Origin of the sequence: Marinitenerispora sediminis (assembly GCF_003336425.1) — a bacterium.
Classification (GTDB): domain Bacteria; phylum Actinomycetota; class Actinomycetes; order Streptosporangiales; family Streptosporangiaceae; genus Marinitenerispora; species Marinitenerispora sediminis.
The window spans coordinates 1-25,108 of the sequence record NZ_QEIO01000084.1 but is presented as its reverse complement, the minus strand read 5'-3'; the positions used below and the strand labels follow the sequence as shown (position 1 = coordinate 25,108).

24 protein-coding genes and 5 tRNA genes are annotated in these 25,108 nt (G+C 72.8%); 20 read left to right on the top strand and 9 right to left on the bottom strand.

The features are described 5' to 3' along the window. The first annotated feature begins 18 nt into the window (after positions 1 to 18). Positions 19 to 1,053 (top strand): phosphatidylinositol-specific phospholipase C domain-containing protein, encoded by a 1,035-nt coding sequence (locus DEF28_RS16565; protein ID WP_114398155.1) that lies wholly within the window; start codon positions 19 to 21, stop codon positions 1,051 to 1,053. A gap of 8 nt (positions 1,054 to 1,061) precedes the next feature. Here DEF28_RS16565 and DEF28_RS16560 read toward each other — a convergent pair whose 3' ends face one another. The 6 genes from DEF28_RS16560 to DEF28_RS16530 form a co-directional block, all read right to left on the bottom strand. Beyond that, positions 1,062 to 2,273 (bottom strand): cytochrome P450 family protein, encoded by a 1,212-nt coding sequence (locus DEF28_RS16560; protein ID WP_181874312.1) that lies wholly within the window; start codon positions 2,271 to 2,273, stop codon positions 1,062 to 1,064. A 689-nt stretch (positions 2,274 to 2,962) separates the two neighbouring features. Further along, positions 2,963 to 3,037: transfer RNA gene (locus tag DEF28_RS16550), tRNA-Val, on the bottom strand. An 11-nt stretch (positions 3,038 to 3,048) separates the two neighbouring features. Continuing rightward, positions 3,049 to 3,123 (bottom strand) — tRNA-Cys (locus DEF28_RS16545). A 47-nt stretch (positions 3,124 to 3,170) separates the two neighbouring features. Beyond that, positions 3,171 to 3,243: transfer RNA gene (locus DEF28_RS16540), tRNA-Gly, on the bottom strand. A 37-nt stretch (positions 3,244 to 3,280) separates the two neighbouring features. Next, positions 3,281 to 3,353, bottom strand: a tRNA-Gly gene (locus DEF28_RS16535). Between the two features lie 169 nt (positions 3,354 to 3,522). Then, positions 3,523 to 3,954 carry a roadblock/LC7 domain-containing protein gene (locus DEF28_RS16530; protein WP_114398153.1) on the bottom strand — a complete coding sequence of 144 codons (432 nt, stop codon included), beginning with the start codon at positions 3,952 to 3,954 and terminating at the stop codon, positions 3,523 to 3,525. 571 nt (positions 3,955 to 4,525) lie between these two features. Here DEF28_RS16530 and DEF28_RS16525 point away from each other — a divergent pair. Continuing rightward, complete coding sequence (locus tag DEF28_RS16525; protein ID WP_114398152.1) at positions 4,526 to 5,368, top strand: aminotransferase class IV; 843 nt, start codon at positions 4,526 to 4,528, stop codon at positions 5,366 to 5,368. 250 nt (positions 5,369 to 5,618) lie between these two features. On the opposite strand, the gene DEF28_RS16520 is transcribed toward DEF28_RS16525, so the two are convergent. After that, positions 5,619 to 6,038: an SsgA family sporulation/cell division regulator gene (locus DEF28_RS16520; protein WP_114398151.1), complete on the bottom strand. Its 420-nt coding sequence runs from the start codon at positions 6,036 to 6,038 to the stop codon at positions 5,619 to 5,621. A 436-nt stretch (positions 6,039 to 6,474) separates the two neighbouring features. On the opposite strand from DEF28_RS16520, the gene DEF28_RS16515 reads away from it, so the two are divergent. Then, positions 6,475 to 6,551, top strand: a tRNA-Val gene (locus DEF28_RS16515). A gap of 193 nt (positions 6,552 to 6,744) precedes the next feature. Here DEF28_RS16515 and DEF28_RS16510 read toward each other — a convergent pair. Continuing rightward, positions 6,745 to 7,140 carry a PGPGW domain-containing protein gene (locus DEF28_RS16510; protein ID WP_309485815.1) on the bottom strand — a complete coding sequence of 132 codons (396 nt, stop codon included), beginning with the start codon at positions 7,138 to 7,140 and terminating at the stop codon, positions 6,745 to 6,747. Between the two features lie 194 nt (positions 7,141 to 7,334). On the opposite strand from DEF28_RS16510, the gene thrS reads away from it, so the two are divergent. Next, positions 7,335 to 9,308: a threonine--tRNA ligase gene (thrS, locus tag DEF28_RS16505; RefSeq protein WP_114398156.1), complete on the top strand. Its 1,974-nt coding sequence runs from the start codon at positions 7,335 to 7,337 to the stop codon at positions 9,306 to 9,308. 69 nt (positions 9,309 to 9,377) lie between these two features. Here the strand turns inward: thrS and DEF28_RS16500 are convergent, their stop codons facing one another. Next, positions 9,378 to 10,043, bottom strand: coding sequence for a cyclase family protein (locus tag DEF28_RS16500; RefSeq protein ID WP_114398150.1), 666 nt, complete (start codon positions 10,041 to 10,043; stop codon positions 9,378 to 9,380). A gap of 60 nt (positions 10,044 to 10,103) precedes the next feature. Between DEF28_RS16500 and DEF28_RS16495 the strand changes: the two genes are divergently transcribed. The 16 genes from DEF28_RS16495 (at position 10,104) to DEF28_RS16420 (ending at position 24,637) form a co-directional block, all read left to right on the top strand. After that, entirely contained in the window at positions 10,104 to 10,709 is a 606-nt protein-coding gene (locus DEF28_RS16495; protein ID WP_158562855.1) for a Uma2 family endonuclease, read from the top strand. 116 nt (positions 10,710 to 10,825) lie between these two features. Continuing rightward, positions 10,826 to 12,496 carry a DUF885 domain-containing protein gene (locus DEF28_RS16490; protein WP_114398148.1) on the top strand — a complete coding sequence of 557 codons (1,671 nt, stop codon included), beginning with the start codon at positions 10,826 to 10,828 and terminating at the stop codon, positions 12,494 to 12,496. 231 nt (positions 12,497 to 12,727) lie between these two features. Continuing rightward, the gene (locus DEF28_RS16485; RefSeq protein ID WP_114398147.1) at positions 12,728 to 13,552 is read left to right on the top strand and encodes a TerC family protein; all 825 of its coding nucleotides are present in this window, start codon (positions 12,728 to 12,730) and stop codon (positions 13,550 to 13,552) included. A gap of 57 nt (positions 13,553 to 13,609) precedes the next feature. Further along, positions 13,610 to 14,179, top strand: coding sequence for an HIT family protein (locus DEF28_RS16480; RefSeq protein ID WP_114398146.1), 570 nt, complete (start codon positions 13,610 to 13,612; stop codon positions 14,177 to 14,179). 618 nt (positions 14,180 to 14,797) lie between these two features. Then, positions 14,798 to 15,418, top strand: a complete 621-nt coding sequence (gene pgsA, locus DEF28_RS16475; protein ID WP_114398145.1) for a phosphatidylinositol phosphate synthase — start codon at positions 14,798 to 14,800, stop codon at positions 15,416 to 15,418. Between the two features lie 30 nt (positions 15,419 to 15,448). Next, positions 15,449 to 16,375, top strand: coding sequence for a phosphatidylinositol mannoside acyltransferase (locus DEF28_RS16470; RefSeq protein ID WP_114398144.1), 927 nt, complete (start codon positions 15,449 to 15,451; stop codon positions 16,373 to 16,375). Between the two features lie 87 nt (positions 16,376 to 16,462). Beyond that, positions 16,463 to 17,614 carry a glycosyltransferase family 4 protein gene (locus DEF28_RS16465; protein WP_114398143.1) on the top strand — a complete coding sequence of 384 codons (1,152 nt, stop codon included), beginning with the start codon at positions 16,463 to 16,465 and terminating at the stop codon, positions 17,612 to 17,614. Positions 17,615 to 17,631: 17 nt separating this feature from the next. Then, positions 17,632 to 18,189, top strand: coding sequence for a hypothetical protein (locus DEF28_RS16460; protein WP_114398142.1), 558 nt, complete (start codon positions 17,632 to 17,634; stop codon positions 18,187 to 18,189). A 178-nt stretch (positions 18,190 to 18,367) separates the two neighbouring features. Then, positions 18,368 to 19,294, top strand: coding sequence for a pyridoxal 5'-phosphate synthase lyase subunit PdxS (pdxS, locus tag DEF28_RS16455; RefSeq protein ID WP_374058149.1), 927 nt, complete (start codon positions 18,368 to 18,370; stop codon positions 19,292 to 19,294). A gap of 156 nt (positions 19,295 to 19,450) precedes the next feature. Further along, positions 19,451 to 20,059 (top strand): pyridoxal 5'-phosphate synthase glutaminase subunit PdxT, encoded by a 609-nt coding sequence (pdxT, locus tag DEF28_RS16450; protein ID WP_114398140.1) that lies wholly within the window; start codon positions 19,451 to 19,453, stop codon positions 20,057 to 20,059. Beyond that, positions 20,056 to 20,805 (top strand): YebC/PmpR family DNA-binding transcriptional regulator, encoded by a 750-nt coding sequence (locus DEF28_RS16445; protein ID WP_114398139.1) that lies wholly within the window; start codon positions 20,056 to 20,058, stop codon positions 20,803 to 20,805. The genes pdxT and DEF28_RS16445 overlap by 4 nt, the downstream gene beginning before the upstream one ends. Positions 20,806 to 20,954: 149 nt before the next feature. Next, complete coding sequence (gene ruvC / locus DEF28_RS16440; protein WP_114398138.1) at positions 20,955 to 21,503, top strand: crossover junction endodeoxyribonuclease RuvC; 549 nt, start codon at positions 20,955 to 20,957, stop codon at positions 21,501 to 21,503. 52 nt (positions 21,504 to 21,555) lie between these two features. Further along, positions 21,556 to 22,161 (top strand): Holliday junction branch migration protein RuvA, encoded by a 606-nt coding sequence (gene ruvA, locus DEF28_RS16435; RefSeq protein WP_114398137.1) that lies wholly within the window; start codon positions 21,556 to 21,558, stop codon positions 22,159 to 22,161. 58 nt (positions 22,162 to 22,219) lie between these two features. After that, entirely contained in the window at positions 22,220 to 23,308 is a 1,089-nt protein-coding gene (ruvB, locus tag DEF28_RS16430) for a Holliday junction branch migration DNA helicase RuvB (protein WP_114398136.1), read from the top strand. Positions 23,309 to 23,580: 272 nt separating this feature from the next. Next, the gene (gene yajC, locus DEF28_RS16425; RefSeq protein ID WP_114398135.1) at positions 23,581 to 23,967 is read left to right on the top strand and encodes a preprotein translocase subunit YajC; all 387 of its coding nucleotides are present in this window, start codon (positions 23,581 to 23,583) and stop codon (positions 23,965 to 23,967) included. Between the two features lie 136 nt (positions 23,968 to 24,103). Continuing rightward, positions 24,104 to 24,637: an adenine phosphoribosyltransferase gene (locus DEF28_RS16420; protein WP_114398134.1), complete on the top strand. Its 534-nt coding sequence runs from the start codon at positions 24,104 to 24,106 to the stop codon at positions 24,635 to 24,637. The last annotated feature ends 471 nt before the right edge of the window (positions 24,638 to 25,108 follow it).

Below are 25,108 nucleotides of genomic sequence, written 5' to 3'. Positions count from 1 at the left end.
GCCCCAAGGAGATCCCCCGTGCCCCGTTCGCGCTCCGCCGCCCCGCTGCTCGGCGGCGCCGTCGCCGCCAGCCTGCTGCTGGCCGCGGCTCCCCCCGCCCACGCCGAGGCCGCCCCGCTGACGGCCACCACCTCGGTCGGCCTGCACAACGCCTACGAGCGCTCCATGTTCCCCTATTTCGCCGACGCGCTGGACTCGGGCGCGGGGCTGCTGGAGATCGACGTCTGGACCGACGAACTCGTCGGACGCTGGCGGGTCAACCACGAGCTGGTCGGGCAGAGCAACAACTGCGCCGGCGCGACCGAGCCCGGCCGGCTGCGCGAGGGCGGCGTCAACAAGGACCTCCGCGCCTGCCTCACCGACATCCGCACCTGGCACGACGCCAACCCGGACCACCGGCCGATCGTGCTGAAGATCGAGATGAAGGACGGCTTCCACGCCGCGGGCGGCCTCGGCCCCGCCGAGTTCGACGCGCTGGTCGGCGACACGCTCGGCGACGCCGTGTACCGCCCGGCCGACCTGCTCGGCGGCCATGCCACGCTGGACGCCGCGGCCGCCGCCGGAGACTGGGCCGACCGCGGCGCCCTCGCCGGACGCTTCCTCATCGAACTCATCCCCGGCACCTTCGAGCAGGGCAACCCGTTCGACGACCTCTGGACCGACGAGGAGTACGGCCGCCACCTGCGCGACCTGGCCGCCGCCGGCGGCCTCGACCGGGCGGCGGCCTTCCCCGCCGTACTCGGCGCCCAGGCCGGGGACCCCCGGGAGCGCTACCCGGACGAGAGCATCCGGCCGTGGTTCGTGGTCTTCGACGGCAGCGCCGCGACCTACCTGGCGGGCGGCGGCATCGACACGTCCTGGTACGCGGCCGGCAACTACCTGCTCGTCATGACCTCGGCGCACGCGGTGCCGCCGGCGATCGACCCGGTCTCACCTGGCGAGCAGGAGGCCACCGAGCGGGTCGAGCGGCTGGCCGCGGCCAACGCGACCATGGTGACCAGCGACTGGGCGCGGCTGGACTCCGTCCTGGGGCTGGTGCTGCCACGCGGCTGACACCCGCGCTAGCCGGCCGAAGGAGCGGCGGCCACCCGCGCCGGGCCGAGGCGCACCGGGAGCTCGCTCATGCTCCGGACCAGTCCGCGCCGCCAGGCGAGGGCGGTCGGGTGGACGTCCAAGGCCAGGTCGGGGTGGCGCTCCAGCAGCGCGCGCACGGCGATCCGCCCCTCCATGCGGGCCAGGGGCGCGCCCAGGCAGAAGTGGATGCCGTGGCCGAACGCGAGGTGCCCGCCGGCCGGCCGGCGGATGTCGAAGGCGTCGGCGCCGGGGAAGCGGGCCGGGTCCCGGTCGGCGGCGGCGAGCACGACCAGCACGGGGGCGCCGCCGCCGGGAATCACCTGGTCGCCGACCTGAACGGGTTCGAGCGTGAAGCGGGACGTGGCGTGCTCCACGGGTCCGTCGTAGCGCAGCATCTCCTCCACCGCGCCGTCCAGCAGGGACCAGTCAGCGACCAGCGCCGCCATCTGCTCGGGGTGGGTGAGCAGCGCGAGGATTCCGTTGGCGATGAGGTTGACGGTGGTCTCGTGGCCGGCGACGAGCAGGAGGAAGGCCATCGCGCGCAGTTCGCCGGCCGAGAGGCGGTCGCCGTCCTCGTCGGTCGTGCGGATGAGGGCGCTGAACAGGTCGTCGCCGGGTTCGGTGCGCTTCCGGGCGATCAGGTCGGTTAGGTAGTCGCGCATGAGGGGAAGCGTCCGCTCGCGCGACCGCTCCCCGTCGGTCGGGGCGAGCAGCTCCTGGGTCCAGGCCCGGAAGGAGGAGCGGTCCAGGAACGGCACCCCGAGCAGGTCGCAGATGACGGTGATCGGCAGCGGGAAGGCGAAGGCGTCCACCAGGTCGACGCGGCCGGAGGCGGGGAAGGCGTCCAGCAGCTCCTCGGTGATGCGGTGCACCCGGGGGCGCAGGGCCTCGATCCGGCGCGGGGTGAACTCCCGCGCCACCAGCCGGCGCAGCCGGGTGTGCTGCGGCGGATCGGCGGTGAGCATGTGGATGCCCAGGGGCCCTTCGACGTCGCTGCCCAGCCCGGCCGCCCGGCGCCAGTCCTTGGTGAGGCGGGGGTCGGCCAGCGCCGCCCGTGCCTCCTCGTAGCCGACGACGAGCCACACCTCCTGCCCGGTGGGCAGCCGGACGTGGTGCGCCGGTCCGCGTTCCCGCAGTTCGGCGTAGACGGGATAGGGGTTGTCGACGAACGCCGTGCCGTACCTGCCCAGGTCGATCATGACGCCTCCAGCGCCTCGTCCTGCCTGAGAAGCCGCCGAATTCATCTCATCACATGTCATGACGCTCAAGAGGGGCCGTATCCGGCCAGCCCGGCTCCCGTGGTGAGGTAGCCCCCGCCGGCTGGCGGCATGACCCGTGGGCTGAGACCAGGTGATCGACCTGGAGTGGATCAGGCCTCGCGCCCGTTCCGACCGTGTCCCGCCCCTGCCGGACCGGAGCCTCGTGCCGAAGTGGTCGCGGTGGCCGTACTCCGCGCCGCCCGCGTGTGCGGGGCGTTTTCTCCAACGTGTTCCGGTGGCCGGTCCCGCACTTCACGTTCAACGAGGGGCGGCACAGCCAGCACACCCCGCGCGCCCAGGAGGGCGTCCGCTGAGATCGCGCGGGCGGCCCGGTCGGGACGCGGGGTGCCGGGGACGGCCGACGGCTACGAGCACGTCACCCCGGCCATGCGGCAGCGGATACGGAGTGTGCTCGAAACCCTCGGGTGGGACGGCGTGGACGGTCTCGGAACGGGACCGGGAACGGCTGTTGGCCGCGGTTCCGCTGCTGGAGGAAGACAGCGCGACCATGAGAAACGGGCTCCCGGAGGAGCCCGCTGAGAAGGCGATCTCCCGGATATCTCCCATCCGGGCCTGATCATCTCGATCGAACAAGCGAGGCAGAGGAACTCTCTGACCTGCTATGAAGTTGGTGGGCGATACTGGGATTGAACCAGTGACCTCTACCGTGTCAAGGTAGCGCTCTCCCACTGAGCTAATCGCCCGCGTTCCGTTGTGGAGGCGGAGACGGGAATCGAACCCGTGTACAGGGATTTGCAGTCCCTTGCCTAAGCCACTCGGCCACTCCGCCACGAGTTACCGTTGAGGTCCGCGAGTGACACCCCTGCGGCTTCTCCGAGCGGACGACGGGATTCGAACCCGCGACCCTCACCTTGGCAAGGTGATGCTCTACCAGCTGAGCCACGTCCGCGCGCCATGAGATGGATCCTCATGGTCGGTGTTGTTCGAGCGGACGACGGGATTCGAACCCGCGACCCTCACCTTGGCAAGGTGATGCTCTACCAGCTGAGCCACGTCCGCGCGGCGGGTGCCGGGCCTCCCGGTGGTCCGGGAGGGCTGCCCTCGCTGCGCTATGAACTCTAGCGGATTCCCGCGGCGGTACAAACTCGAAAGCCCCTGGCAGGCAAGATCCCGCGCCGCCCGGCCGACCCCGGCCGGGCGGCGGACGCCGCTCCCGCCCCGGCGCCGGTCAGCGTTCGACGTGCGCGGGAGTCGTGGGCATGTCGGGCCGCGGCGGTGCGCTCATGTACTGGCCGACCCGCTGGATGACCTTGTTCATCTCGTAGGCGACGAGGCCGACGTCGCATTCGGAGTGGGCGAGGAGGGCCATGCAGGCGCCCTCGCCGGCGGCGGCGACGAAGAGGAACGCCTCGTCCATTTCGATGATGCTCTGCCGGATGCCGCCGGCGCCGAACTGCTTGCTGGCGCCGCCGGCCAGGCTGTGCAGTCCCGAGGCGATGGCCGCGAGGTGTTCGGCCGCCGCGCGGTCGAGTCGGCTGGAGGAGGCCATCAGCAGGCCGTCCGTCGACAGCACGATGGCGTGGTGCGTACCCTCCGCACGGGTGAGGAGGTCATCGAGCAGCCAGCTCAGTTCGCCAGGGGCGGTGCTCCGTGGGGTCATGGCTCTCTTGATCTGTTTCGGTAGCGGGTGGGAACTGGACACCGCGCTGCGGCGCCGCGGGGTGCCCGGTATGTCTGGGGTGGGCGTGTCCCGCAAGTGTTGCCCAGATGATAGTCATTCGTAACTTATGGGATTCCGGGGCGGTGCGCGCCGCGCGGCCGGGCGCGCGACCGCGCGGGACGGTCACCGTACTGGTCCGTAACCGTACTGGCGCGACACCCCGCGCGGACCGGGATGCCGCCGCCGCAGTTCGGAGGGGGCGCGGGCGCGCCGGGAGCCAGCGGAAGCGATTCTTCGGGGACCCCGACCCGCGGGCCACCGGACGTGGCAGGATCAGGCCACGGCCAAATGGATGGGAGCAGCCTCCCGTGGCGCATGAACGGGAGAAGCGCCTCCCGTGGCGTGTGAACGGGAGCAGCCTCCCGTGGCGTGTGAACGGGAGAGGCGCCTCCCGTGGCGTGTGAACGGGAGAAGCGCCTCCCGTGGCGCGTGAAGGCGAGAAGCGCCTTCCGTGGCGCGGGAACGGGACGGAGGCCTTTCGGTGGCGAGTGAACGGGGGAGTGAGGACACCATGCAGGTGTGGATCGCCGGCGCCGGATACGGCGCGGGCCGGGTGGTCGCCGCGGAGGAGGCCAGGGTCCCGGTGCTGGACCACGGGATCACCGTCGGCGACGGAATCTTCGAGACGGTCAAGGCGGTGGGCGGGCAGGCGTTCGCCCTCACGAGGCACCTGCGCCGCCTGGCGCGCTCGGCCGCGGGGCTGGGGCTGACCGCCCCCGACCTCGACCTCCTCGCCGACGGGGTGCGCCAGGCGCTGGACGCCAACGCGGGGGCCGACCCGGCGCGGGTCCGCATCACCGTGACGGCTGGCCCGGGTCCGCTCGGCTCCGAGCGGACCGGCGGCGACCTGACGTACGTGGTCGCCGTCGCGCCGTTCCCCACCCCGGCTGCGTCGGTGGACGTCACCGTGGTGCCGTGGACCCGCAACGAGAACGGCGCGCTCGCGGGTCTCAAGACCACGTCGTACGCGGAGAACGTGCTGGCCCTGGACTACGCGCGCCGGCGGGGCGGCGGTGAGGCGATCTTCGCCAACACAGCGGGGAACCTGTGCGAGGGCACCGGCAGCAACATCTTCGTGGTCGCCGGCGGCCGGCTGGTCACGCCGCCGCTGTCCGCCGGCCCGCTGGCCGGGATCACCCGGGAACTCGTCCTGGAGTGGTGCGGCGGCGAGGAGGCCGACCTCCCGATGTCGGCACTGCCCGACGTCACGGAGGCGTTCCTGACCTCCACCGGGCGCGATGTCCAGCCGATCCGGGCCATTGACGGACGGGCACTGCCGGAGGCGCCGGGACCCGTCACCCGCAAGGCGATGGCGGTGTTCGCGGAGCGGGGCGCGGCCGACCTCGACCCGTAGGCGGAGCGGGCGCGGCCCCGCGCGGCCGTGCCGGATCGCCGTGGAAACGCGGAATGCCGCGACTGAGGAGAGTCGCGGCATTCCGGCGAATCGCAGCGTCGTAGGTGTTTTGCGGCCGATAGTGGCGGGTAAACCAGGCGACGGGTCTGCGGAGAGAAGTCCGGGATAGTGGGCGCACGGGATCACGCGATCACCCGAGAGCGGTGGATGACCGTGCGCGGGGCGCCGACCGCCCTGACGCGTCAGTGGGTCAGGGGCAGAGGTGCTGCTCGATCTCCGCGTCGAGGTCCACGAAGTCGGCTTCCTCGCCGGCCGGGACGATCTCGTACGTGCGGTGCAGGAACTCCGCCAGCGGCGAGATGCTGGCGTCGAACTGGGCCTGTCCGAAGGGCGAGGACAGCGCGATGTTGATCATGCGCTCGCCCGACTCCTTGGACGGCCAGACGCGGACGTCGCCCTCGCCGACGGATCGCACGATGCCGACGGTCAGCAGCTCGCGGGCGAAGATCCACTCGACGGGCTCGTCCTCGCCGACGTGGAACGCCACCTTGATGGCGTAGGGGTCGTCGGCCGTGTAGTCGAGCCGTGCGACCAGAGGAACCGCCGTGCGGTCGGGCACGACGAGCCGAAGGCCGAGCTCGGCGGTCGCAGTGGTGCCGCTACTGTTCATGTTCGCCAAACCTTTTCTCGTCCAGCCCCGCGCTGTGCGGGTGGGTTGCTGTCTCACCCGCTCCCACGTGGCCGGTCGATATCTATGACGCGCAACCGTGAATCTTTTTGACTCGGGCCGTGAAGGGGCGTGTCGCCACCTCTTCCCCGACCTCTCGCCACTGTAATGAGCTGCGGAAACCAGTAATTTCCTCCTCATCTGTGTCCCAGGTCACTCCCAAGGGTGGCGCGGGGTGTCGGGCGGCTGCGGCGAACGTCCATATTGCCGGCGCTTGGGGCGGTTTCGCGCTTTACGTACCTTTGGTCGTCCGCTGTCAAAGCAGGGATGTGATGTCGATCACAGTACCGGGGGTCGTGTGGGGGTGAAGGTGGATCGCGCACCCTCTCGGATGCGCTAGAGTCTTACTTGTTCGCCCCACGGGGCGGGCGCCACACCCGGGCGATTAGCTCAGACGGCTAGAGCGCTTCGTTCACACCGAAGAGGTCACTGGTTCGAGTCCAGTATCGCCCACCACACCCAACGCCGGTCCCACGGGACCGGCGTTCTGCGTTGCGGAGCTGGTCACGGCCTGCCGGACGTCCGCGCGCTCTCCCCGGGTCCCGCGCGGCCGCACCTCTCCACGGAGGCGGCCGGTCGTCACCTGGGATGCTCGCGCGCCACGGCGGCCCCGCGCACGGTGGGACTCCTCCCACGCGCGGCGGGACGGCTAGCCGGGGGAGCGAAGGCGGCGCAGACCCCGGCGCTCGCGCCGCCGCCGCTGGGTCCGCACCGCGCTGTCCTTGGCCTGGTGCGCCCACCTCCGGGCGCGGTTCAGCAGGCCGCGCGCCCACGCGTACTCGGTGGCCAGGATGGCGAGGCCCAGGATGATGCCCCCGATACCCGGACCCGGCGTCACGCACATGATGATCCCGGCGATCAGGCTGACACCGCCGACGACGGTGACGACCGTGCGCCAGGTCCAGTGCAGGACCGGGTGGGAGTGCATGCGTATGCGCCAGACGCGCACACGGGTGCGCAGGCGCCGCCAGCGGCGGGACCGGGTGCGCCCGGAGGGCATCGCCGGTGTCGGCCGGTCGGTGTCGGCTGCGGGACGCGGTGACATGTGTTCCACAATAACGGCCCGATCACTGGTGGGGTTTGGTGTGGGTCGTCCGAGAATCACCCGAGGTCAGTCGCGGGTCAAGCGCGGACCTTGATCCGGTCGTGTCCGTGCGGTTTGCCGATAGCATCGACAGCAGCCACGGCGCCGGACGCACCCGGTGCCGCGTCAGCACCGAGAACCTCGAAGGAGTCACCGTGTCGGCCGTACCTGAGCTGCGTATCACCCTCGCCGGAACCGAGCGTGTGGTGGCGGCCGGGACGACGGCCGGCGCGGCGCTGGAGGCCGACGGGCGGACCGTCATCGCGGCCCTCGTGAACGGCGAGCCGCGCGACCTCGACCACGAGCTCGCCGAGGGCGACGCCGTCGAGCCCGTCGCCGTCGACTCCGAGCACGGCCGCGCCATCCTGCGGCACTCCACCGCGCACGTGCTCGCGCAGGCGGTGCAGGAGCTCTTCCCCGAGGCCAGGCTGGGCATCGGCCCGCCCATCGAGAACGGCTTCTACTACGACTTCGACGTCGCCGAGCCCTTCACCCCCGACGACCTCAAGCGCATCGAGAAGAAGATGCAGGAGATCGTCAAGCAGGGGCAGCGGTTCTCCCGCCGGGCGGTCAGCGACGCCGCGGCGCGCGAGGAGCTCGCCGACGAGCCGTACAAGCTGGAGCTGATCGGCCTGAAGGGCGGCGCCGGCGACGCCGCCGAGGGTGCCTCCGTGGAGGTGGGCGCCGGCCAGCTCACCATCTACGACAACCTGCACCCGCGCACCGGCGAACTGTGCTGGAAGGACCTCTGCCGCGGTCCGCACCTGCCCACCACCCGCGTCATCCCGGCCTTCAAGCTGATGCGCTCGGCCGCGGCCTACTGGCGGGGCAGCGAGCGCAACCCGCAGCTGCAGCGCATCTACGGCACCGCGTGGGAGAGCAGGGACGCGCTGAAGTCCTACCTCACCTTCCTGGAGGAGGCGGAGAAGCGCGACCACCGCAAGCTCGGCGCGGAGCTCGACCTGTTCTCCTTCCCGGAGGAGCTGGGGTCCGGCATGGCGGTGTTCCACCCCAGGGGCGGCGTGATCCGGCGGGTCATGGAGGACTACTCCCGCCGCCGCCACGAGGAGGCGGGGTATGAGTTCGTCAACACCCCGCACATCTCCAAGGGCAAGCTGTACGAGACCTCGGGCCACCTGCCGCACTACGCCGACTCCATGTTCCCGCCCATGGAGTTCGAGGGCGCGGACTACTACCTCAAGGCCATGAACTGCCCGATGCACAACCTGGTCTTCCGGGCGCGCGGGCGGTCCTACCGCGAGCTGCCGCTGCGGCTGTTCGAGTTCGGGACGGTGTACCGCTACGAGAAGTCCGGGGTCGTGCACGGCCTCACCCGGGCGCGCGGGTTCACCCAGGACGACTCCCACATCTACTGCACCAAGGAGCAGATGCCGGGCGAGCTCGACGCGCTGCTCACCTTCGTGCTCGACCTGCTCCGCGACTACGGGCTCAGTGACTTCTACCTGGAGCTGTCCACCCGGGGCGACTCCGACAAGTTCATCGGTGAGCCGGCGGAGTGGGAGGAGGCCACCGAGGTGCTGCGGCAGGCCGCCGAGAAGCAGAACCTCGAACTCGTCCTCGACCCGGGCGGCGCCGCCTACTACGGCCCGAAGATCTCCGTGCAGGCCCGGGACGCCATCGGCCGTACCTGGCAGATGTCCACCATCCAGGTCGACTTCCAGCAGCCCAAGCGGTTCGGCCTGGAGTACCAGGCCTCCGACGGTTCCCGGCAGCGGCCGGTCATGATCCACCGCGCGCTGTTCGGCTCCATCGAGCGGTTCTTCGCCGTCCTGCTGGAGCACTACGCCGGCGCCTTCCCGGCGTGGCTGGCGCCCGTCCAGGCCGTCGGCATCCCGATCGCCGACGAGCACGTCCCGTACCTGGAGCGGGTGGCCGACCGGCTGCGCGCCGAGGGCATCCGGGTGGAGGTCGACGCCGGCGACGACCGGATGCAGAAGAAGATCCGCAACGCGCAGAAGTCCAAGGTGCCGTACATGCTGCTGGCCGGTGACGAGGACGTCAGCAAGGACGCGGTGTCCTTCCGGTACCGCGACGGTTCGCAGAACAACGGCGTCCCCATCGACCAGGCCGTGGCCGAGATCGTGACGGCGGTGCGCGAGCGCCGGTAGCGGCGATCCGGCCGCCGGGCGATGAGCGGGCCGCGCCTCCGGGTGCGGCCCGCTCCGCCGTGTCCGGGCTCAGCCGACCCGCAATGCCATCGCGCGCACCGGGGCGCCATCGGCACCCTCCAGCGCGATCGGCGCGGCGCTGAACAGCGGGTCGGGGAAGTCGATCTCCGCGAGCCGGCACAGGTTCTCGATGAGGGTGCCGCCCGCGCCGAGCACCCGCCGGTGTACCGGCCAGTCGCCGGCCGTCTCCCCGGCGGCCGGGGTGCGGTCCGGGCTCGGCGCGTCGATTCCGATGGTGCGGATCCCCACCGCGACGAGTTCGGCCGCCGCCGCGCCGCTGAGGTACGGGTGCGCGAAGTAGTGGTCGGTGCCGTGGTAGACCGACCACCCGGTGTGCAGCAGCACGATCGTCCCCGGCCGCAGCAGGGACCGGTACGGCGCGAGGTCGTCCGTCCCGATGGCCGAGCGCGCCGGCCGCCCGGTCACGTCGACCACCACGGCCGGTCCGGTGAACAGCCGCAGGTCGAGCCGATCGATCCGCGTGCCGTCGGAGAAGAAGTGGTACGGCGCGTCGGCGTGTGTGCCGCTCTGCGAACTCATCGACACGTGGGTGACGTGGTACCCGTCGCGCTCGACCGTCGCGACGGTCGTCAGGACCGGGACGGGATCACCGGGGTAGACCTGGGTGGTGCGGCCGAGCGGGTGGCTCAGGTCCACGATTCGGGAAACACGCATGTCAGAGCCCCCCGATCTTGATCATTTCCCTGCGGACGGCGGCAGGGCATGATGAGAGTCATGACCGACGATAACGGGACTCAGGAGGAGGCGACATTGCTCGCGGTGCGGCCTGCCGCACTGACCCTGGCCCAGGTTGCGGACCACCTGGATGTGCCCAAGGGCTACCGGGTCGAGATCATCAGGGGACGGATAGTCGTCTCACCAACGCCGGTCAACCGCCACACGCGGATCGCGCTGGCCTTGTATCGATCGCTGGTGGATGTGGCGCCGAGCCATCTTGCGTCATACGTCACCGTCACCTTCGATATGCCGGGTACTGACGAGCGCTACATCCCTGACCTGGCGGTCGTTGATGATGCTGCGGTGCCGGACGATGAATGGTTGTTCCCCGCCTCGTCGCTGGTGCTGGCCGCAGAGATCACCTCGCCGGGCAATGCGCATGATGATCGAGTCCGCGAACTCCATGGCTACGCCGTCGCCGCTGTGCCTTTCTATCTGTTGATCGACACCCTTGACGAGACCATCACTCTCTTCGAGGAACCGCATGACGGCGTATACCGCCGCCAAATGAAGGTGCGGATCGGTGACGACCTCCACTTGCCCGAACCGTTCGATGTCACCATCGACACAACGTCGTTCGCCGAGCGGAAACCGGGGCCTTGACGTCGCGTTGATCCAGCACGCGGGGTCACCGGTTGACTCCCACGTGCCCTTCGGCCGCAAACCGGGCACCATGGCGGGTGATGACTATCCCTGAGCCCGGCCCGGGCACGAACGCCATGACCGACCGGTTCCGCGCCGTGGGCGACCGCATCCTGGAGGAGCTGCTCTCCGACGCCCCCGAGTGGGCCGGGGAGCTCGGCGACCTCCGGTTCGCCGACCGGCTCGCCGACCACTCCGCCGACGCCGACGGACGGCGGGTCGCCATGCTCGCCGACGCGCTCGGCGCGCTGGACGAGATCGACGACACCCTGCTGCCCCTCCCGGACCGGGTGGACCTCGAACTGCTGCGCTCCCGGCTCACCGCCGACATGTGGCGGCTCAGCGAGCTGCGGCAGCATACCTGGGACCCGCTGCGGCACAGCCCCGGCGACGCGCTCTACCAGCTCATCGCCCGCGACACGCTGCCCGCCGAGGAACGGCTGCGCGCGCTCGCCGCCCGGTGCCGGGCGGTTCCGGACTTCCTCGCCACCGCGCGCGCCCGGCTGGACGACGGTCCCGGTATGCCGCGCCCGCACGTGGAGACCGCCGTCGGGCAGACCCGGGGGACGGCGGCGCTGCTCGGCCCGGAGCTGGACGCGCTGCTGGAGTCGGCCGCCTCCGCCGGGAGCGGGCGAGCCGCGCCGGCGCTGCGGCGCGAGGTCGAGGCCGCGCGCGAGACCGCGCGGGCCGCGCTCGCCGAGCACGCCTCGTGGCTGGAGAACCGTCTGGAGACGGCCGCCGCCGACCCGCGGCTCGGCGCCCGCGCCTACGCCGCGCAGCTGTGGTACACGCTCGACTCCGAGCTGACCCCGGACACGCTGCTGACCCGGGCCGAGAGCGACCTGATCGCCACGGAAGAGGAGATCGCCGAGGTCGCGGCGGCCTACGACGGCCGCCCCGCCCACATCGGCCAGGTGCGCGCGGTGCTGGACCGGCTCACCGAGGAGGCCGCCACCGACGCGGACTCCCTGCGCCCGCTGTGCGAGCAGGCGCACCGGCACCTGCTCGCCCGGGTGGCCGAACTCGACCTCGTGACGGTCACGCGGGACGAGGCCCGGATCATCCCCATGCCGGAGTCGCACCGCGGTGTGGCCGTCGCCTACTGCGATCCCCCCGGGCCGCTCGCGCCACCGGGCGGCGTGACGCTCATCGCGGTCGCCCCGCCGCCGGACGACTGGCCCCGGGAGCGCCGCGACTCCTTCTACCGGGAGTACAACGCGCACATGCTGCGCAACCTCATGGTCCACGAGGGCGTCCCCGGCCACGCCCTGCAGCTCGCGCACGCGGCGCGCTACACCGGCGGCACCCGGATCCGGCACGCGCTGTGGAGCGGGCCGTTCGTCGAGGGGTGGGCGGTGTACGCGGAGGAGCTGGTCGCCGGCGCCGGCTGGACGGACAGCGCCGACCTCGCGCTGCGGCTGTTCCAGCTCAAGACCCGGCTCCGCGTCATCCTCAACGCGATCCTCGACGTCGGCGTGCACGCCGGCGACCTCACGGAGGCGGCCGCGATGGAGCTGCTGGTCGAGCGCGGCCACCAGGAGGAGGGCGAGGCGGTCGGCAAGTGGCGCCGCGCCCAGCTCACCAGCGCCCAGCTGGCCACCTACTACGTCGGCTACCGCGAGGTCGCCGACCTCGCCCGGGACCTCGCCGCCGCGCGGCCGGGCGCCGGCCGGCGGGAGCTCCACGACGCCATGCTGGCGCACGGCTCGCCACCGCCGCGCCACCTGCGCACGCTGCTCGGCGTGTGACCCCGTCCCCCGCGCCCGCCCGCCGGGCGGGCGCGGGGGACTCCGGGACGGAAACGCGGTGCGGATCCCCGGACGGGGGTTTCGGCCGGTGCCCACCGCGGGTATCGGTGCTTTGGGGTGCGGGGGCCCGGCGCGGTGACCGCGCGTGACTTTATGTGTTACTTATGTGGGCTTCCCTAGATTCTCACCGCTGTCGCCCGATCCCGTGATCCCCCGGAGTTGACTGACGCCATGCCCACCGACCTGATCGTTGGCTTCTTGACGCTGGTCACGCTGGAGATCATCCTCGGCATCGACAACCTCGTCTTCATCTCGATCCTCTCGGACAAGCTTCCCCCGCACCAGCGCGACCGCGCCCGCAAGCTCGGGATCGGACTGGCGCTGATCGCCCGCCTGGGCCTGCTCGCCTCGATCACCTGGATCATGCAGCTGGACACGCCGCTGTTCGAACTCCTCGGCATCGAGTTCTCCGGCAAGTCGCTGATCCTGCTCGCGGGCGGTCTGTTCCTCATCGCCAAGGGCACCTACGAGATCCACGAGAGCCTCGAAGGGGAGGAGGGCCACGCCGGTTCCAAGGTGCACGCCTCCTTCGGAGCGGTCATCGCGCAGATCGTCGCGCTCGACCTCGTCTTCTCCATCGACTCCGTCATCACCGCGGTCGGGATGATCGGCGACCAGCCGGGCGGCATCTGGGTCATGGTGGCCGCCGTGGTCATCGCGGTGATCGTCATGCTCGTCTCCTCCGGGCCGCTCAGCCGCTTCGTCCAGAACCACCCCACGGTGAAGATGCTGGCCCTGGCCTTCCTGCTGCTGATCGGTATGACGCTGGTCGCCGACGGTCTCGGCTTCCACATCGACAAGGCGCTCATCTACACCGCCATGGGCTTCTCGCTCTTCGTCGAGGTGCTCAACCTCGCGGCCGCCAAGCGCCGCCGCCGCAAGCGGGGACTGGTCGGCCAGCCGGTCAAGCTGAGCAGCCGCTACGCCGAGACCGCTCCCGCGGCACCGTCCGGTGCCGGGGACGAGGCCGCCGCGCGGCCGGCCGCCGAGGGCTGACCCGGTGCGGGCCGCGCCCGGGGGCGCCGGGCGCGGCGAACTCCTATGCTTGCCGGTATGAGCACTGACGACCCGGCCGTCCGCGAGGGCGCGCCCCCCAGCGAAGGCGTCGGGGAGGCGGACGGCGTCGACCGGCTGTGGACCCCGCACCGGATGGCCTACATCAAGGGCGAGAACAAGCCGAGCGGATCCGGGCCCGAGGACGGCTGCCCCTTCTGCCGCGTCCCGGGGCTGCCCGACGAGGAAGGCCTCGTCGTGGCGCGCGGGAAGACGGCGTTCGTGGTGCTCAACCTGTACCCGTACAACAGCGGGCACCTGCTGGTCTGCCCCTACCGGCATGTCGCCGACTACACGGAGCTGGACGAGGCCGAGGTCGCCGAGGTGGCCGCGCTCACCCAGGACGCCATCACGGCGCTGCGGTCGGCCTCCGGCGCCCAGGGCTTCAACGTCGGCATGAACCTCGGGTCCGTCGCGGGCGCCGGGATCGCCGCGCACCTGCACCAGCACGTGGTGCCGCGATGGGGCGGCGACACCAACTTCATGCCGGTCGTCGGCCGGACGAAGGTCCTTCCCCAGCTGCTGCGGCAGACCCGGGACGCGCTCGCCGGGCACTGGCCGGCGGGCTGAGCCCGGCCGGCCCGGCCGTCCTGGATCCCGGCCGCCCCGCACTCGGAGTCGCTGACGGCGCTGGCGGGTGCGCGCGATCGCGGGATCGGGGTCGGCCGGCTGAGGCGACCGGTCCGGCCGCGTCCGCTCGCGACCGCCGCCTGGCGAGGACGCGGGTCCGGACGCCGCCGGTGCCGGGATGCCGATCCGGCGCCGTCCGCCGCGCGCCTCCGCTCCGAACGCGCCCCCGACATGGCGGCCGGCGCCGCCGGAGCCGGCCCCGCCGTCCGGTCGCGGCCGACCGAAACCCCTGGCCGCTTCTGTGATGTGGGTCACGTTTGGTCGGCTGTGCGGGCGGGGGTGCCGTCCCGGGGCCGGTTCCGCGCGGCGCGCGGACGGCCGGCGGGGGTGCGTCGCCGCCGCGGGCCGGGACGCACGCCGAAGGCCTGTGCGGGGCCCGCACCGCCCCGGACCTGCGGCGTCGCCCCGCTGCCGCCGGTCAGCGCCGCCGGTCGGACGGTCGCGGGGAGGCGGCGCAGCGCGTCCGGCCGGTGTCGCCGCGCCGACCGGGCCGGGCGCCGCGCCGCCCGGAGGTGACGTCCCGCAGGCGTCCAGCGCGCTCTACGATCTGAAGCAGTCATGCTGAGAATCCTGCGACCCGCACTCGCCCGGCTGCTGCACCCGATCGGCAGGGGGTTGGCCCGACTGGGGGTCACCCCCAACATGGTCACGCTCGTGGGCACCGCCGGAGTCGTCGTGAGCGCGCTCTTCTTCTATCCGCGCGGCGATCTCTACGTCGGCACGCTCGTGATCACGGTCTTCGTGCTCTTCGACATGCTCGACGGCGCGGTCGCCCGCGCCACCGGCACCACCAGCAAGTGGGGCGCCTTCCTCGACTCCACCCTTGACCGGCTGTCCGATGCCGCGGTCTTCTCCGGTCTGCTGCTGTGGTTCATGACCGAGGGCGACGACCCGGTGCTCGCCGGCGTCGCACTGTTCTGCATGGTCGGCGGCTTCGGAGTGTCCTACATCAAGGCCCGCGCCGAGGGGCTGGGCGTCAACTGCGACGTCGGCGTGGCCGAGCGCACCGAGCGCCTGATCGTGGTGCTCGTCGCGGTCGGGCTGCACGGCCTGGGCGTCCCCTACGTCCTGGCCGGCGGCCTGTGGCTGCTCGCGGTCCTCAGCGCGGTGACCATCGTGCAGCGCCTGGTGGAGACCCGCGCCCGGCTCCTGGAGGCGAGCACCGCCGGCAGCCCCTGACCGCGGCGCACGGGGAGGACGAGGAGGGGCATGGCGGAACGGCTGGCCGCGGCGGCCTTCGGCGCGGGCTGGGCGCTGGCGCGCCGGGTTCCCGAGCCCGTCGGACGCTGGACGTTCACCCGGATCGCCGACTTCGCGTGGCGGCGCCGTACGGCCGGGGTGCGGCGCCTGGAGGCCAACCTGCGCCGCGTGGTCGGTGCCGACGTGCCGCCGGAGCGGCTGCGCGCCCTGTCGCGTGCCGGGATGCGCTCCTACCTCCGCTACTGGTACGAGGCGTTCCGGATGCCGGCCATGGACCGCGCCACCATCCTCGACCGGACCCGCTGCACCGGTATCGAGGCGCTGGAGGCGCACCTGGCGGCCGGGCGCGGAGTGGTCGCCGCGCTGCCGCACATGGGCAACTGGGACCACGCGGGGGCGTGGATCGCGCTGCGGGGCTCCTCGCCGACCACCGTCGCCGAGCGGCTGCGCCCGGAGCGGCTGTTCGAGCGGTTCACCGCCTTCCGCGCCGGCCTGGGGATCGAGGTGCTGCCGCTGACCGGCGGCGAGCACAGCACCGCGGGGCGGCTCGCCCGCCGGCTGCGGGCCGGCGGACTGGTGTGCCTGCTGGCCGACCGGGACCTCACCGCCACCGGCGTCGAGGTGACCCTCTTCGGGGAGCCCGCCCGGCTGCCCGCGGGCCCGGCCGCGCTGGCCGAGCGCACCGGCGCCGCGCTCATGCCGGTGTCCCTGTGGTACGACGGCCCCTACCTGCGGATCCGGGTGCACGAGGAGATTTTGGCCCCCGACGTGCCGGAGCGCCCCGCCCGGGTGCGCGCCATGACCCAGCGGCTCGCGGAGGTCTTCGAGGAGGCCATCGCCGCGCACCCGCAGGACTGGCATATGCTGCAGCGGGTCTTCGCCGCGGACCTGGGGGAATACCGGCGTCCACCGCCGTCCCCGGATAACTTGGGGTGAAGCCCCGAGACACCGGCGCCGTCCGCCATGCCAGGTCAAGGGGCCGCCGTTATGGCCCGTTCGCCTGGTTGAGTATGCGGTGAGTCGATGCGTGTCGGTCTGGTCTGCCCCTATACGTGGGAGGTCCCCGGAGGGGTGCAGCAGCATGTCGGCGATCTCGCCGAGGCGCTCATGGGCATGGGCCACCACGTCTCGGTGCTGACCCCGTGCGAACCCGGTACGGAACTGCCCGCCCACATCGTGTCGGCCGGCGGCGCGGTGCCGGTTCCCTACAACGGGTCGGTGGCCCGGCTGGCCTTCGGGTTCCGCGCCGCCGCGCGGGTGCGGCGCTGGATCCGCGACGGCCGGTTCGACGTGCTGCACGTGCACGAGCCCGCCGCCCCGAGCCTGTCCCTGCTGGCGTGCTGGGTGGCCGACGGCCCGATCGTCGCGACCTTCCACACCTCCAATCCGCGCTCGCGCGCCATGTCGGTGTCGGCCGCCGCGCTGCGCACCGCCCTGGAGCGGATCAACGGCCGGATCGCGGTATCGGACGCGGCGCGCCGCACCCTGGTGGAGCACCTCGGCGGCGACGCCGTGCTCATCCCGAACGGGGTCGCCGTGCGCCGCTTCGAGCGGGCGGACCCGCTGGAGGGCTGGCCGGGCGCGGGCGGCGCCATCGGCTTCCTCGGCCGCATGGACGAGCCCCGGAAGGGGCTGCCGGTGCTGCTGCGCGCCTTCAACCAGCTCGGCCGGGAGCGGCCCGGGCTGCGGCTGCTCCTCGCCGGCCCCGGCGACCCGCGCGAGGCGCTGGGCAGGGTCGATCCGGAGCTGCGGCACCGCGTGGCGCTGCTCGGCCGGGTGGACGACGCGGACAAGGCGCGCGTCTACCACTCCGTCGACCTCTTCTGCGCCCCCAACACCGGCGGGGAGAGCTTCGGCATCGTCCTCACCGAGGCGATGTCGGCGGGGGCGGCGATCCTGGCCAGCGACATCCCGGCGTTCCGCCATGTGCTGCGCGACGGCGCCGCCGGCGCGCTGTTCGAGGCGGGCGACCCCGCGGCCCTCGCGCGGGCGGCCGGCGAGGTCCTGGACGACCCGCGGCGGCGCCGGGAGCTCTCCGCGGCGGCCCGGGCGGCGGTGCGCGGCTACGACTGGCGCACCGTCGCAGCGGACGTCGTCCGCGTCTACGAGACGGTGATGCCCGCCGGAACCGCGCACGCCCGTCCGGTCACCGTCGGCCGCGCCGACCCCCAGTAGGCCAGGAGCCGCCCGCGATGCTCGCCGACATCGTCTCCACCGTCACGACGGTGTTCGCCCTGCTGGTGCTGCTGTCGTTCTACGTCTCGTGGCGGGCCGGGCGGCTGGACCGGCTGCACACCCGCGTGGAGACGGCGCACGCCGCCCTCGACGCCGCGCTGCTGCGGCGCAGCGCGGTGGTCCTGGAGCTGGCCGCCGCCAGCGAGCTGGAGCCCGCGTCACGGGTGCTGCTCGCCGACGCGGCCGGGCGGGCGCGGCGCGCCGGGGGGGCGCGCGAGCGGGAGCTGGCCGAGAGCAGCCTGTCGCGGGCGCTGCGCGCGGTGCTCGACCAGCCGGGCTTGCGCGAGGGGCTGGGCGAGGGCGCCGCGCCGGACGGCGACGATCTGCTCGCCGAGGTGGAGGCCGCCGCCAAGCGGGTCCACATCGCGCGCCGGTTCTACAACGACGCGGTCGCCGCGACCCGCGAGGCCCGCGCCGGCAGGCTGGTCCGGGTGCTGAGGCTGGCCGGCCGCGCGCCGCTGCCGGAGTTCTTCGAGATCGACGACGAACCGCCGGACATCGGCGGCCGGGGGTGACCCGCCGGGCCGCCCGCCGACCGGCAGCGGACAGGATGGCGGGAGCATCGCGCCGCTTATGCCGATATGTCATGAAACCCGGAATGACGGAGGACCTACCATGGAAAGAGCGCAGGAACGGCCTCCGGCCGGCGCGATGACCAGATCCATCCTCCGCGCATCCGTGTCCGTTCAGAACTTGGAGTCCGCAACCGTGGCCAACACCGCTGAGAACCCGACCGAGAGCACGGTCGGAACCACCCGTGTCAAGCGCGGCATGGCCGAACAGCTCAAGAACGGTGTGATCATGGACGTGGTCACCCCCGAGCAGGCGAAGATCGCCGAGGACGCCGGCGCCGTCGCCGTCATGGCGCTGGAGCGGGTGCCCGCCGACATCCGCCGCGACGGCGGTGTGGCGCGCATGTCCGACCCCGACATGATCGACGGCATCATCGAGGCCGTCTCCATCCCGGTCATGGCCAAGGTGCGCATCGGCCACTTCGTCGAGGCGCAGGTGCTGCAGGCGCTCGGCGTCGACTTCATCGACGAGTCCGAGGTCCTCACCCCCGCCGACGAGGCCTACCACATCGACAAGTGGGCGTTCACCGTCCCCTTCGTCTGCGGCGCGACCAACCTCGGCGAGGCGCTGCGGCGAATCGGCGAGGGCGCCGCCATGATCCGCTCCAAGGGCGAGGCCGGTACCGGCAACGTGGTCGAGGCCACCCGGCACATGCGGCAGATCCGCGGTGAGATCCGCCGCCTGGGCACCCTGGACGAGGCCGAGCTGTTCGGGGCCGCCAAGGAGCTGCGCGCCCCCTACGACGTCGTCAAGGAGGTGGCCCGCCTCGGCAAGCTGCCGGTGCCGCTGTTCTCCGCCGGCGGTGTCGCCACCCCGGCCGACGCCGCCCTCATGCGCCAGCTCGGCGCCGAGAGCGTCTTCGTCGGCTCCGGCATCTTCAAGTCCGGCGACCCGGCCAAGCGCGCGGACGCCATCGTGCAGGCCACCCTGCACTACAACGACCCCGAGGTCATCGCCAAGGTCTCCCGCGGCCTCGGCGAGGCCATGGTCGGCATCAACCTGGACGAGCTCGACGAGAGCCAGCGCTACGCCGGCCGCGGCTGGTAGCGCCGGCCGGCGCGCGGCCGGGGAGCCGGGCGGGCACGCCCGCCCGCGCCCCGGCGCGGCGCCGCGCCCGTCCGGGAACGTCTAGGGTGAGGAGCGCGGTCCGCCGGCAGGGCGGGCCGCGTTTCTCCCCGCGGTCAACGCGAGTGAGGTTGCCCCTTGTCCGCCACTCCCACCATCGGTGTGCTCGCCCTGCAGGGCGACGTCGCCGAGCACCAGCGCGTCCTGGACGGACTCGGCGCGCGCAGCGTGCCCGTGCTGCGCGCGGAGCAGCTGGACCGTGTCGACGGGCTGGTCGTCCCCGGTGGCGAGTCGACCACCATGTCCAAGCTCGCGGTGCGCTACGACCTGATGGAGCCGCTGCGCAAGCACGTCCGCTCGGGCCTGCCCGCCTACGGCACCTGCGCCGGGATGATCATGCTCGCCGACCGCATCCTCGACGGCACCGCCGGGCAGGAGACCATCGGCGGGATCGACATGACGGTGCGCCGCAACGCGTTCGGCCGGCAGACGGAGTCCTTCGAGGCGGCCGTGCGGATCGACGGCGTGGCCGGCGACCCGTTCGACGCGGTCTTCATCCGCGCCCCGTGGGTGGAGTCCGTCGGCCCCGGTGTGGCGGTGCTCGGGCAGGTCCCGCGAGGAGAACGGGCCGGTAGGATCGTCGCGGTACGGCAGGGGAGCCTCCTGGCGACCTCGTTCCACCCCGAACTCACCGGGGACGCGCGCATCCACCGGCTCTTCGTCGACATGGTGAAAGGACACGCATGAGCGGCCACTCCAAGTGGGCCACCACCAAGCACAAGAAAGCCGTCATCGACGCCAAGCGGGGCAAGCTCTTCGCCAAGCTGATCAAGAACGTCGAGGTGGCCGCGCGCACGGGTGGTGGCGACCCCGAGGGCAATCCCACGCTCTACGACGCCATCCAGAAGGCCCGGAAGAACTCCGTCCCGCTGGACAACATCGAGCGCGCCCGCAAGCGCGGCGCCGGTGAGGAGGCGGGCGGCGCCGACTGGCAGACCATCATGTACGAGGGCTACGGCCCGGGCGGGGTCGCCCTGCTGGTCGAGTGCCTGACCGACAACCGCAACCGCGCGGCCTCCGAGGTGCGGGTGGCGGTCACGCGCAACGGCGGCTCCATGGCCGACGCCGGATCGGTGTCCTACCTCTTCAACCGCAAGGGCGTCGTGATCGTGCCCAAGGAGGGCACCAGCGAGGACGACGTCATGCTGGCGGTCGCCGACGCCGGCGCGGAGGACGTCAACGACCTCGGTGAGGCGTTCGAGGTCGTGTGCGAGGCCGGCGACCTCATCCCGGTGCGCACCGCCCTGCAGGAGGCCGGCATCGACTACGAGTCCGCCGAGACGAACTTCCTGCCGAGCCTGGAGGTCCCGGTCGACGAGGAGAACGCCAAGAAGGTGCTGCGCATCGTCGACGCCCTGGAGGACTCCGACGACGTGCAGAACGTCTTCACCAACGCCGACATCCCCGACGACGTCATGGAGCGGATCGGCTGACCGGCTGACCGGCTGACCGGCTGACCGCGGGGGCCGCCGCTCCCGGCCGCCGAGGCGCCGGGCGGGAGTGTCCCCGATCCCCGATGGCACCGGCGCCCGGTAGGCTCTGCGAACGGACGTTCGAGGCGGGACCGGGACGGGGGAGCGGCGTGCGGGTGCTGGGGATCGACCCGGGACTGACCCGGTGCGGGGTCGGAGTGGTGGACGGAACCGTCGGACGCCCGCTCGGCCTGGTCGCGGCCGGCGCGATCCGCACCCCGGCCGACGACGAGCTGCCCGCCCGGCTGCTCGGCGTCGAAAACGGCGTGCAGCAGTGGCTGGACGAGCACCGCCCGGACGCCGTCGCCGTGGAGCGGGTCTTCGCCCAGAACAACCTCAGCACCGTCATGGGCACCGCCCAGGCCAGCGCCATCGCCATCGCCTGCGCCGCGCGCCGCGGCCTGCCGGTGGCGCTGCACACCCCCAGCGAGGTCAAGGCCGCCATCACCGGCAGCGGCCGGGCCGACAAGGCGCAGGTGGGCACCATGGTCGCCCGGCTGCTCAACCTGGACGGCCCGCCCCGGCCCGCCGACGCCGCCGACGCCGTGGCGCTGGCCATCTGCCACATCTGGCGCGGCGGCGCACAGCAGCGCGTGGCCCGCGCCCAGCAGGAGTTCGCCCGCAAGGTGGAGCTCGCCCGCCAGGCGCGCGGCCGGTGACCGCCCGCCGCCCCTGCCGCCGGACAGCGTCGAACAGCGAGGAGCAGCAGTCGTGATCGCCTCCCTGAGCGGCCGGGTCGCCGCTCGCAGCGCCGGGTCGGCCGTCATCGAGGTGGGCGGCGTCGGCATGGCCGTGCAGTGCACCCCGGCAACGCTGTCCCGGCTGCGGGTCGGCGAGCCGGCGACCGTGGCCACCTCGCTCGTGGTCCGCGAGGAGTCCCTCACGCTGTACGGCTTCGCCGACGCCGACGAGCGCGACGTGTTCGAGCGGCTGCAGACCGCCGGCGGGGTCGGCCCGCGGCTCGCCCTCGCCATGCTCGCCGTGCACACCCCGGACGCGCTGCGCCGCGCCGTGGCCACCGAGGACACCGGGGCGCTCACCCGGGTGCCGGGCATCGGCAAGAAGGGGGCGCAGCGGATCGTGCTCGAACTCCGCGACAAGCTCGGCGCCGCCGCCGGCGAGCCGCAGGCGGAGGGCGCGCAGCCGGCCCCGGCGCCGGTGGCCTGGCGGCCGCAGGTGGTGTCGGGGCTGGTCAACCTCGGCTGGTCCAGCCGCGACGCCGAGCGCGCGGCCGACGCCGTGGCCGGCGAGGCCGACGGCGAGGCCGACGTCGCCGTCCTGCTCCGCAGCGCCCTGCGCAAGCTGAGCCGGGCCTAGCGCGTGCCCGGTGGGTAGCCGGGCCGGAACGGAACAACTCCCCAGGGGGCATCTCGACATGGCCGAGCACGACCGCGACGTGGTCTCACCCCAGGCCGACCTCGACGACCGCGCGGTCGAGGGGGCGCTGCGGCCGAGGCGGTTGGCGGACTTCGTCGGCCAGGAACGGGTCCGCGAGCAGCTGTCGCTCGTGCTGCACAGCGCCCAGCGCCGCGGCCGCGCGCCCGACCACGTCCTGATGTCGGGGCCGCCCGGCCTGGGCAAGACCACCCTCGCCATGATCATCGCCGCCGAACTGGGCATGCCGCTGCGCATCACCTCCGGGCCGGCGATCGAGCGCTCCGGCGACCTCGCCGCCGTGCTGTCCACCCTGCACGAGGGCGAGGTGCTCTTCCTCGACGAGATCCACCGCATGGCGCGTCCCGCAGAGGAGATGCTCTACGTCGCCATGGAGGACTACCGGGTGGACGTGGTGGTCGGCAAGGGACCCGGCGCCACCGCGATCCCGCTGGAGATCGCGCCCTTCACCCTGGTCGGCGCGACCACCCGTGCCGGGCTGCTGCCCGCTCCGCTGCGGGACCGGTTCGGCTTCGTGGCGCACATGGACTTCTACCGGCCGGAGGAGCTGGAGCGCATCGTGCACCGGTCGGCCGGGCTGCTCGGTGCGGAGCTGGACGGCGATGCGGCCGCCGAGATCGCCGGGCGCTCGCGCGGCACACCGCGCATCGCCAACCGGCTGCTGCGCCGGGTGCGCGACTACGCCGAGGTCCGTGCCGACGGGCGGCTCACCCTGGCGACCGCCCGCGCCGCGCTGGAGCTGTACGAGGTGGACGAGCAGGGCCTGGACCGGCTGGACCGCGCCGTGCTGCACGCCCTGCTGAGGCGGTTCCGGGGCGGCCCGGTGGGCCTGTCCACCCTGGCGGTCTCGGTGGGCGAGGAGCCCGAGACCGTCGAGGTGGTGGCCGAACCCTTCCTGGTGCGCTCCGGCTTCGTCGCGCGCACCCCCCGCGGGCGGGTGGCCACCCCCGAGGCGTGGCGGCACATGGGCCTGGAGCCCCCGCCGGACGCGGCCTTCGGTGCCGCCGCCGCGCTGGCGGAGGCGGCCGGCGACCCCGCTGCCGCCGATTCCGGGGACGGCGGCCCTTGACCGCCTGTTTCCGGAGAACGGACCGAGGCCTTGCCTCCCGGTGTGTTGGGTGGCCGGCCATTGGGGTACTCCCGCGTACCCTGGAGGGCGACCCGCATGCAGACGGCCGCATGCGCCCGGACCGGACCAGGTGCACACCGCCGTGACCAGTCGTCCCGCCGAACGCGGCGCCGGGGAACACGGGGCGGGTCCCGCTCGTTGGAGCAGGGCATGCCCTCCGTGCGCCGCCGAGTCTCACGCGGCCACCGCGAAACCCTAGGAAGGACGCCCACGTGCAGGGGCTCACGACTTACGCCGCAGCCGCTCAGCAACCGAGCTTGCTGCAGACGCTGATCCCGTTCGTCCTGATCATCGTCGTCTTCTACCTGCTGTTCTGGCGCCCCCAGCAGAAGCGCCGCCAGCAGGAGCTGCAGATGCAGAACACCCTGGGACCGGGCACCGAGGTGCTCACCAAGGCCGGCATCTACGGCACCGTCGTGGAGATCCACGACAGCGACGTGGTGCTGGAGATCTCGCCCGGGACCCGTATCCGCATCGTCAAGGCCGGAATCGGCGACGTCATCACGCCGCAGGAGCCGTCCGACGACACCCCGGTCGAGGACCGGCCGGACTTCCCCGGGAACGGGGGGCCCGACGACTCCGACAACCCGAAGCCGTAGTCCCCGCGGGCCGGCCCGCCGGCCCGGAACCCCACAACGGGACACGACGCACACCGGTCGTACCGGCTCCGCTCCGCGGGGCCGGTACCGTCGTTCTTCCGTCCCCTCCAGCCGCAGCCCGAGAACAGCGAAGGCCATGCCGCACGACGACCTGACCCCCCTCATCGAAGCGCACGTCCGCGACATCCCCGACCACCCCCGGCCCGGGGTGGTGTTCAAGGACATCACGCCGCTGCTGGCGGCCCCCGAGGCCTTCTCCGCCGTGGTCGAGGGACTCACCGCCGGCCACGGTCCCGGCACCGTGGACGCGGTGGTGGGCCTGGAGGCCCGCGGCTTCATCCTCGGCGCGCCGGTCGCGCTGCGGCTCGGAGCCGGCTTCGTGCCGATCCGGAAAGCCGGAAAACTCCCCGCGCGGACACTGGGCGAGTCCTATGATCTGGAGTACGGGTCCGCGACGGTCGAGATGCACGCCGACGCCATCGCCCCGGGCAGCCGCGTCCTGATCGTGGACGACGTGCTGGCCACCGGTGGTACCGGGCGGGCCGCGGTGCGGCTGGTCCAGCGGGCCGGTGGTACCGTCGTTGGATTCTCGGTCCTGATGGAGCTCGCCTTCCTCAGCGGCCGCGACAAGCTGTCCGACGTGAAGCTGCACGCGCTGACCACGGTCTGACCGGAAGCGGGCAGCGTCCGGCGCCGGCCTCCGGGCCGCCCGCCGGACCCGCTCCGCCGGCCGCCTCCACCCCACCGACATGCGGGGATTCCCCGGCCCGGGAGATAGACTGGCGGGCATAACGGCACCACAGCGGCGCGTCGCAGCAGAGAGGTCGGTCGTTCACCACGCCGGAGTCCGGCGGGTTGGCGGCGACGGCGGTTCTCGCGTCTCCGCCGCCCTTCCAGCCCGGCGGGGAGGCGCCGAGAGCCTCCGGGGCCGCGGCCCCGGGCGGCGGCCGGCGAGGTTGCTCGGCCGGTCCGGCGGGTCCGGACCGCCGAGGTGAGCCGCGGGAGGAATGCCCCATGCGTAGTGAAGCGGTTTCGGCCGAAGCGGTGCCCCCGGGCGCCGACCCGCTCGCGGCCGCGCGGGACGCCTCCGGTGCCGCCGCCCCGCCCGCCGACGAGCGGCGCGATCCCGAGTGTCGAGAGG

Coding starts and splice junctions, on each gene's coding strand:
- DEF28_RS16520 (WP_114398151.1), bottom strand. CDS start 6,038: ATGAACAGTAGCGGCACCACTGCGACCGCCGAGCTCGGCCTTCGGCTC.
- DEF28_RS16525 (WP_114398152.1), top strand. CDS start 4,526: ATGCAGGTGTGGATCGCCGGCGCCGGATACGGCGCGGGCCGGGTGGTC.
- DEF28_RS16495 (WP_158562855.1), top strand. CDS start 10,104: ATGACCGACGATAACGGGACTCAGGAGGAGGCGACATTGCTCGCGGTG.
- DEF28_RS16510 (WP_309485815.1), bottom strand. CDS start 7,140: ATGTCACCGCGTCCCGCAGCCGACACCGACCGGCCGACACCGGCGATG.
- DEF28_RS16490 (WP_114398148.1), top strand. CDS start 10,826: ATGACCGACCGGTTCCGCGCCGTGGGCGACCGCATCCTGGAGGAGCTG.
- ruvB (WP_114398136.1), top strand. CDS start 22,220: ATGGCCGAGCACGACCGCGACGTGGTCTCACCCCAGGCCGACCTCGAC.
- DEF28_RS16420 (WP_114398134.1), top strand. CDS start 24,104: ATGCCGCACGACGACCTGACCCCCCTCATCGAAGCGCACGTCCGCGAC.
- DEF28_RS16500 (WP_114398150.1), bottom strand. CDS start 10,043: ATGCGTGTTTCCCGAATCGTGGACCTGAGCCACCCGCTCGGCCGCACC.
- DEF28_RS16445 (WP_114398139.1), top strand. CDS start 20,056: ATGAGCGGCCACTCCAAGTGGGCCACCACCAAGCACAAGAAAGCCGTC.
- DEF28_RS16560 (WP_181874312.1), bottom strand. CDS start 2,273: ATGATCGACCTGGGCAGGTACGGCACGGCGTTCGTCGACAACCCCTAT.
- DEF28_RS16485 (WP_114398147.1), top strand. CDS start 12,728: ATGCCCACCGACCTGATCGTTGGCTTCTTGACGCTGGTCACGCTGGAG.
- DEF28_RS16460 (WP_114398142.1), top strand. CDS start 17,632: ATGCTCGCCGACATCGTCTCCACCGTCACGACGGTGTTCGCCCTGCTG.
- DEF28_RS16530 (WP_114398153.1), bottom strand. CDS start 3,954: ATGACCCCACGGAGCACCGCCCCTGGCGAACTGAGCTGGCTGCTCGAT.
- DEF28_RS16465 (WP_114398143.1), top strand. CDS start 16,463: ATGCGTGTCGGTCTGGTCTGCCCCTATACGTGGGAGGTCCCCGGAGGG.
- pgsA (WP_114398145.1), top strand. CDS start 14,798: ATGCTGAGAATCCTGCGACCCGCACTCGCCCGGCTGCTGCACCCGATC.
- DEF28_RS16470 (WP_114398144.1), top strand. CDS start 15,449: ATGGCGGAACGGCTGGCCGCGGCGGCCTTCGGCGCGGGCTGGGCGCTG.
- DEF28_RS16480 (WP_114398146.1), top strand. CDS start 13,610: ATGAGCACTGACGACCCGGCCGTCCGCGAGGGCGCGCCCCCCAGCGAA.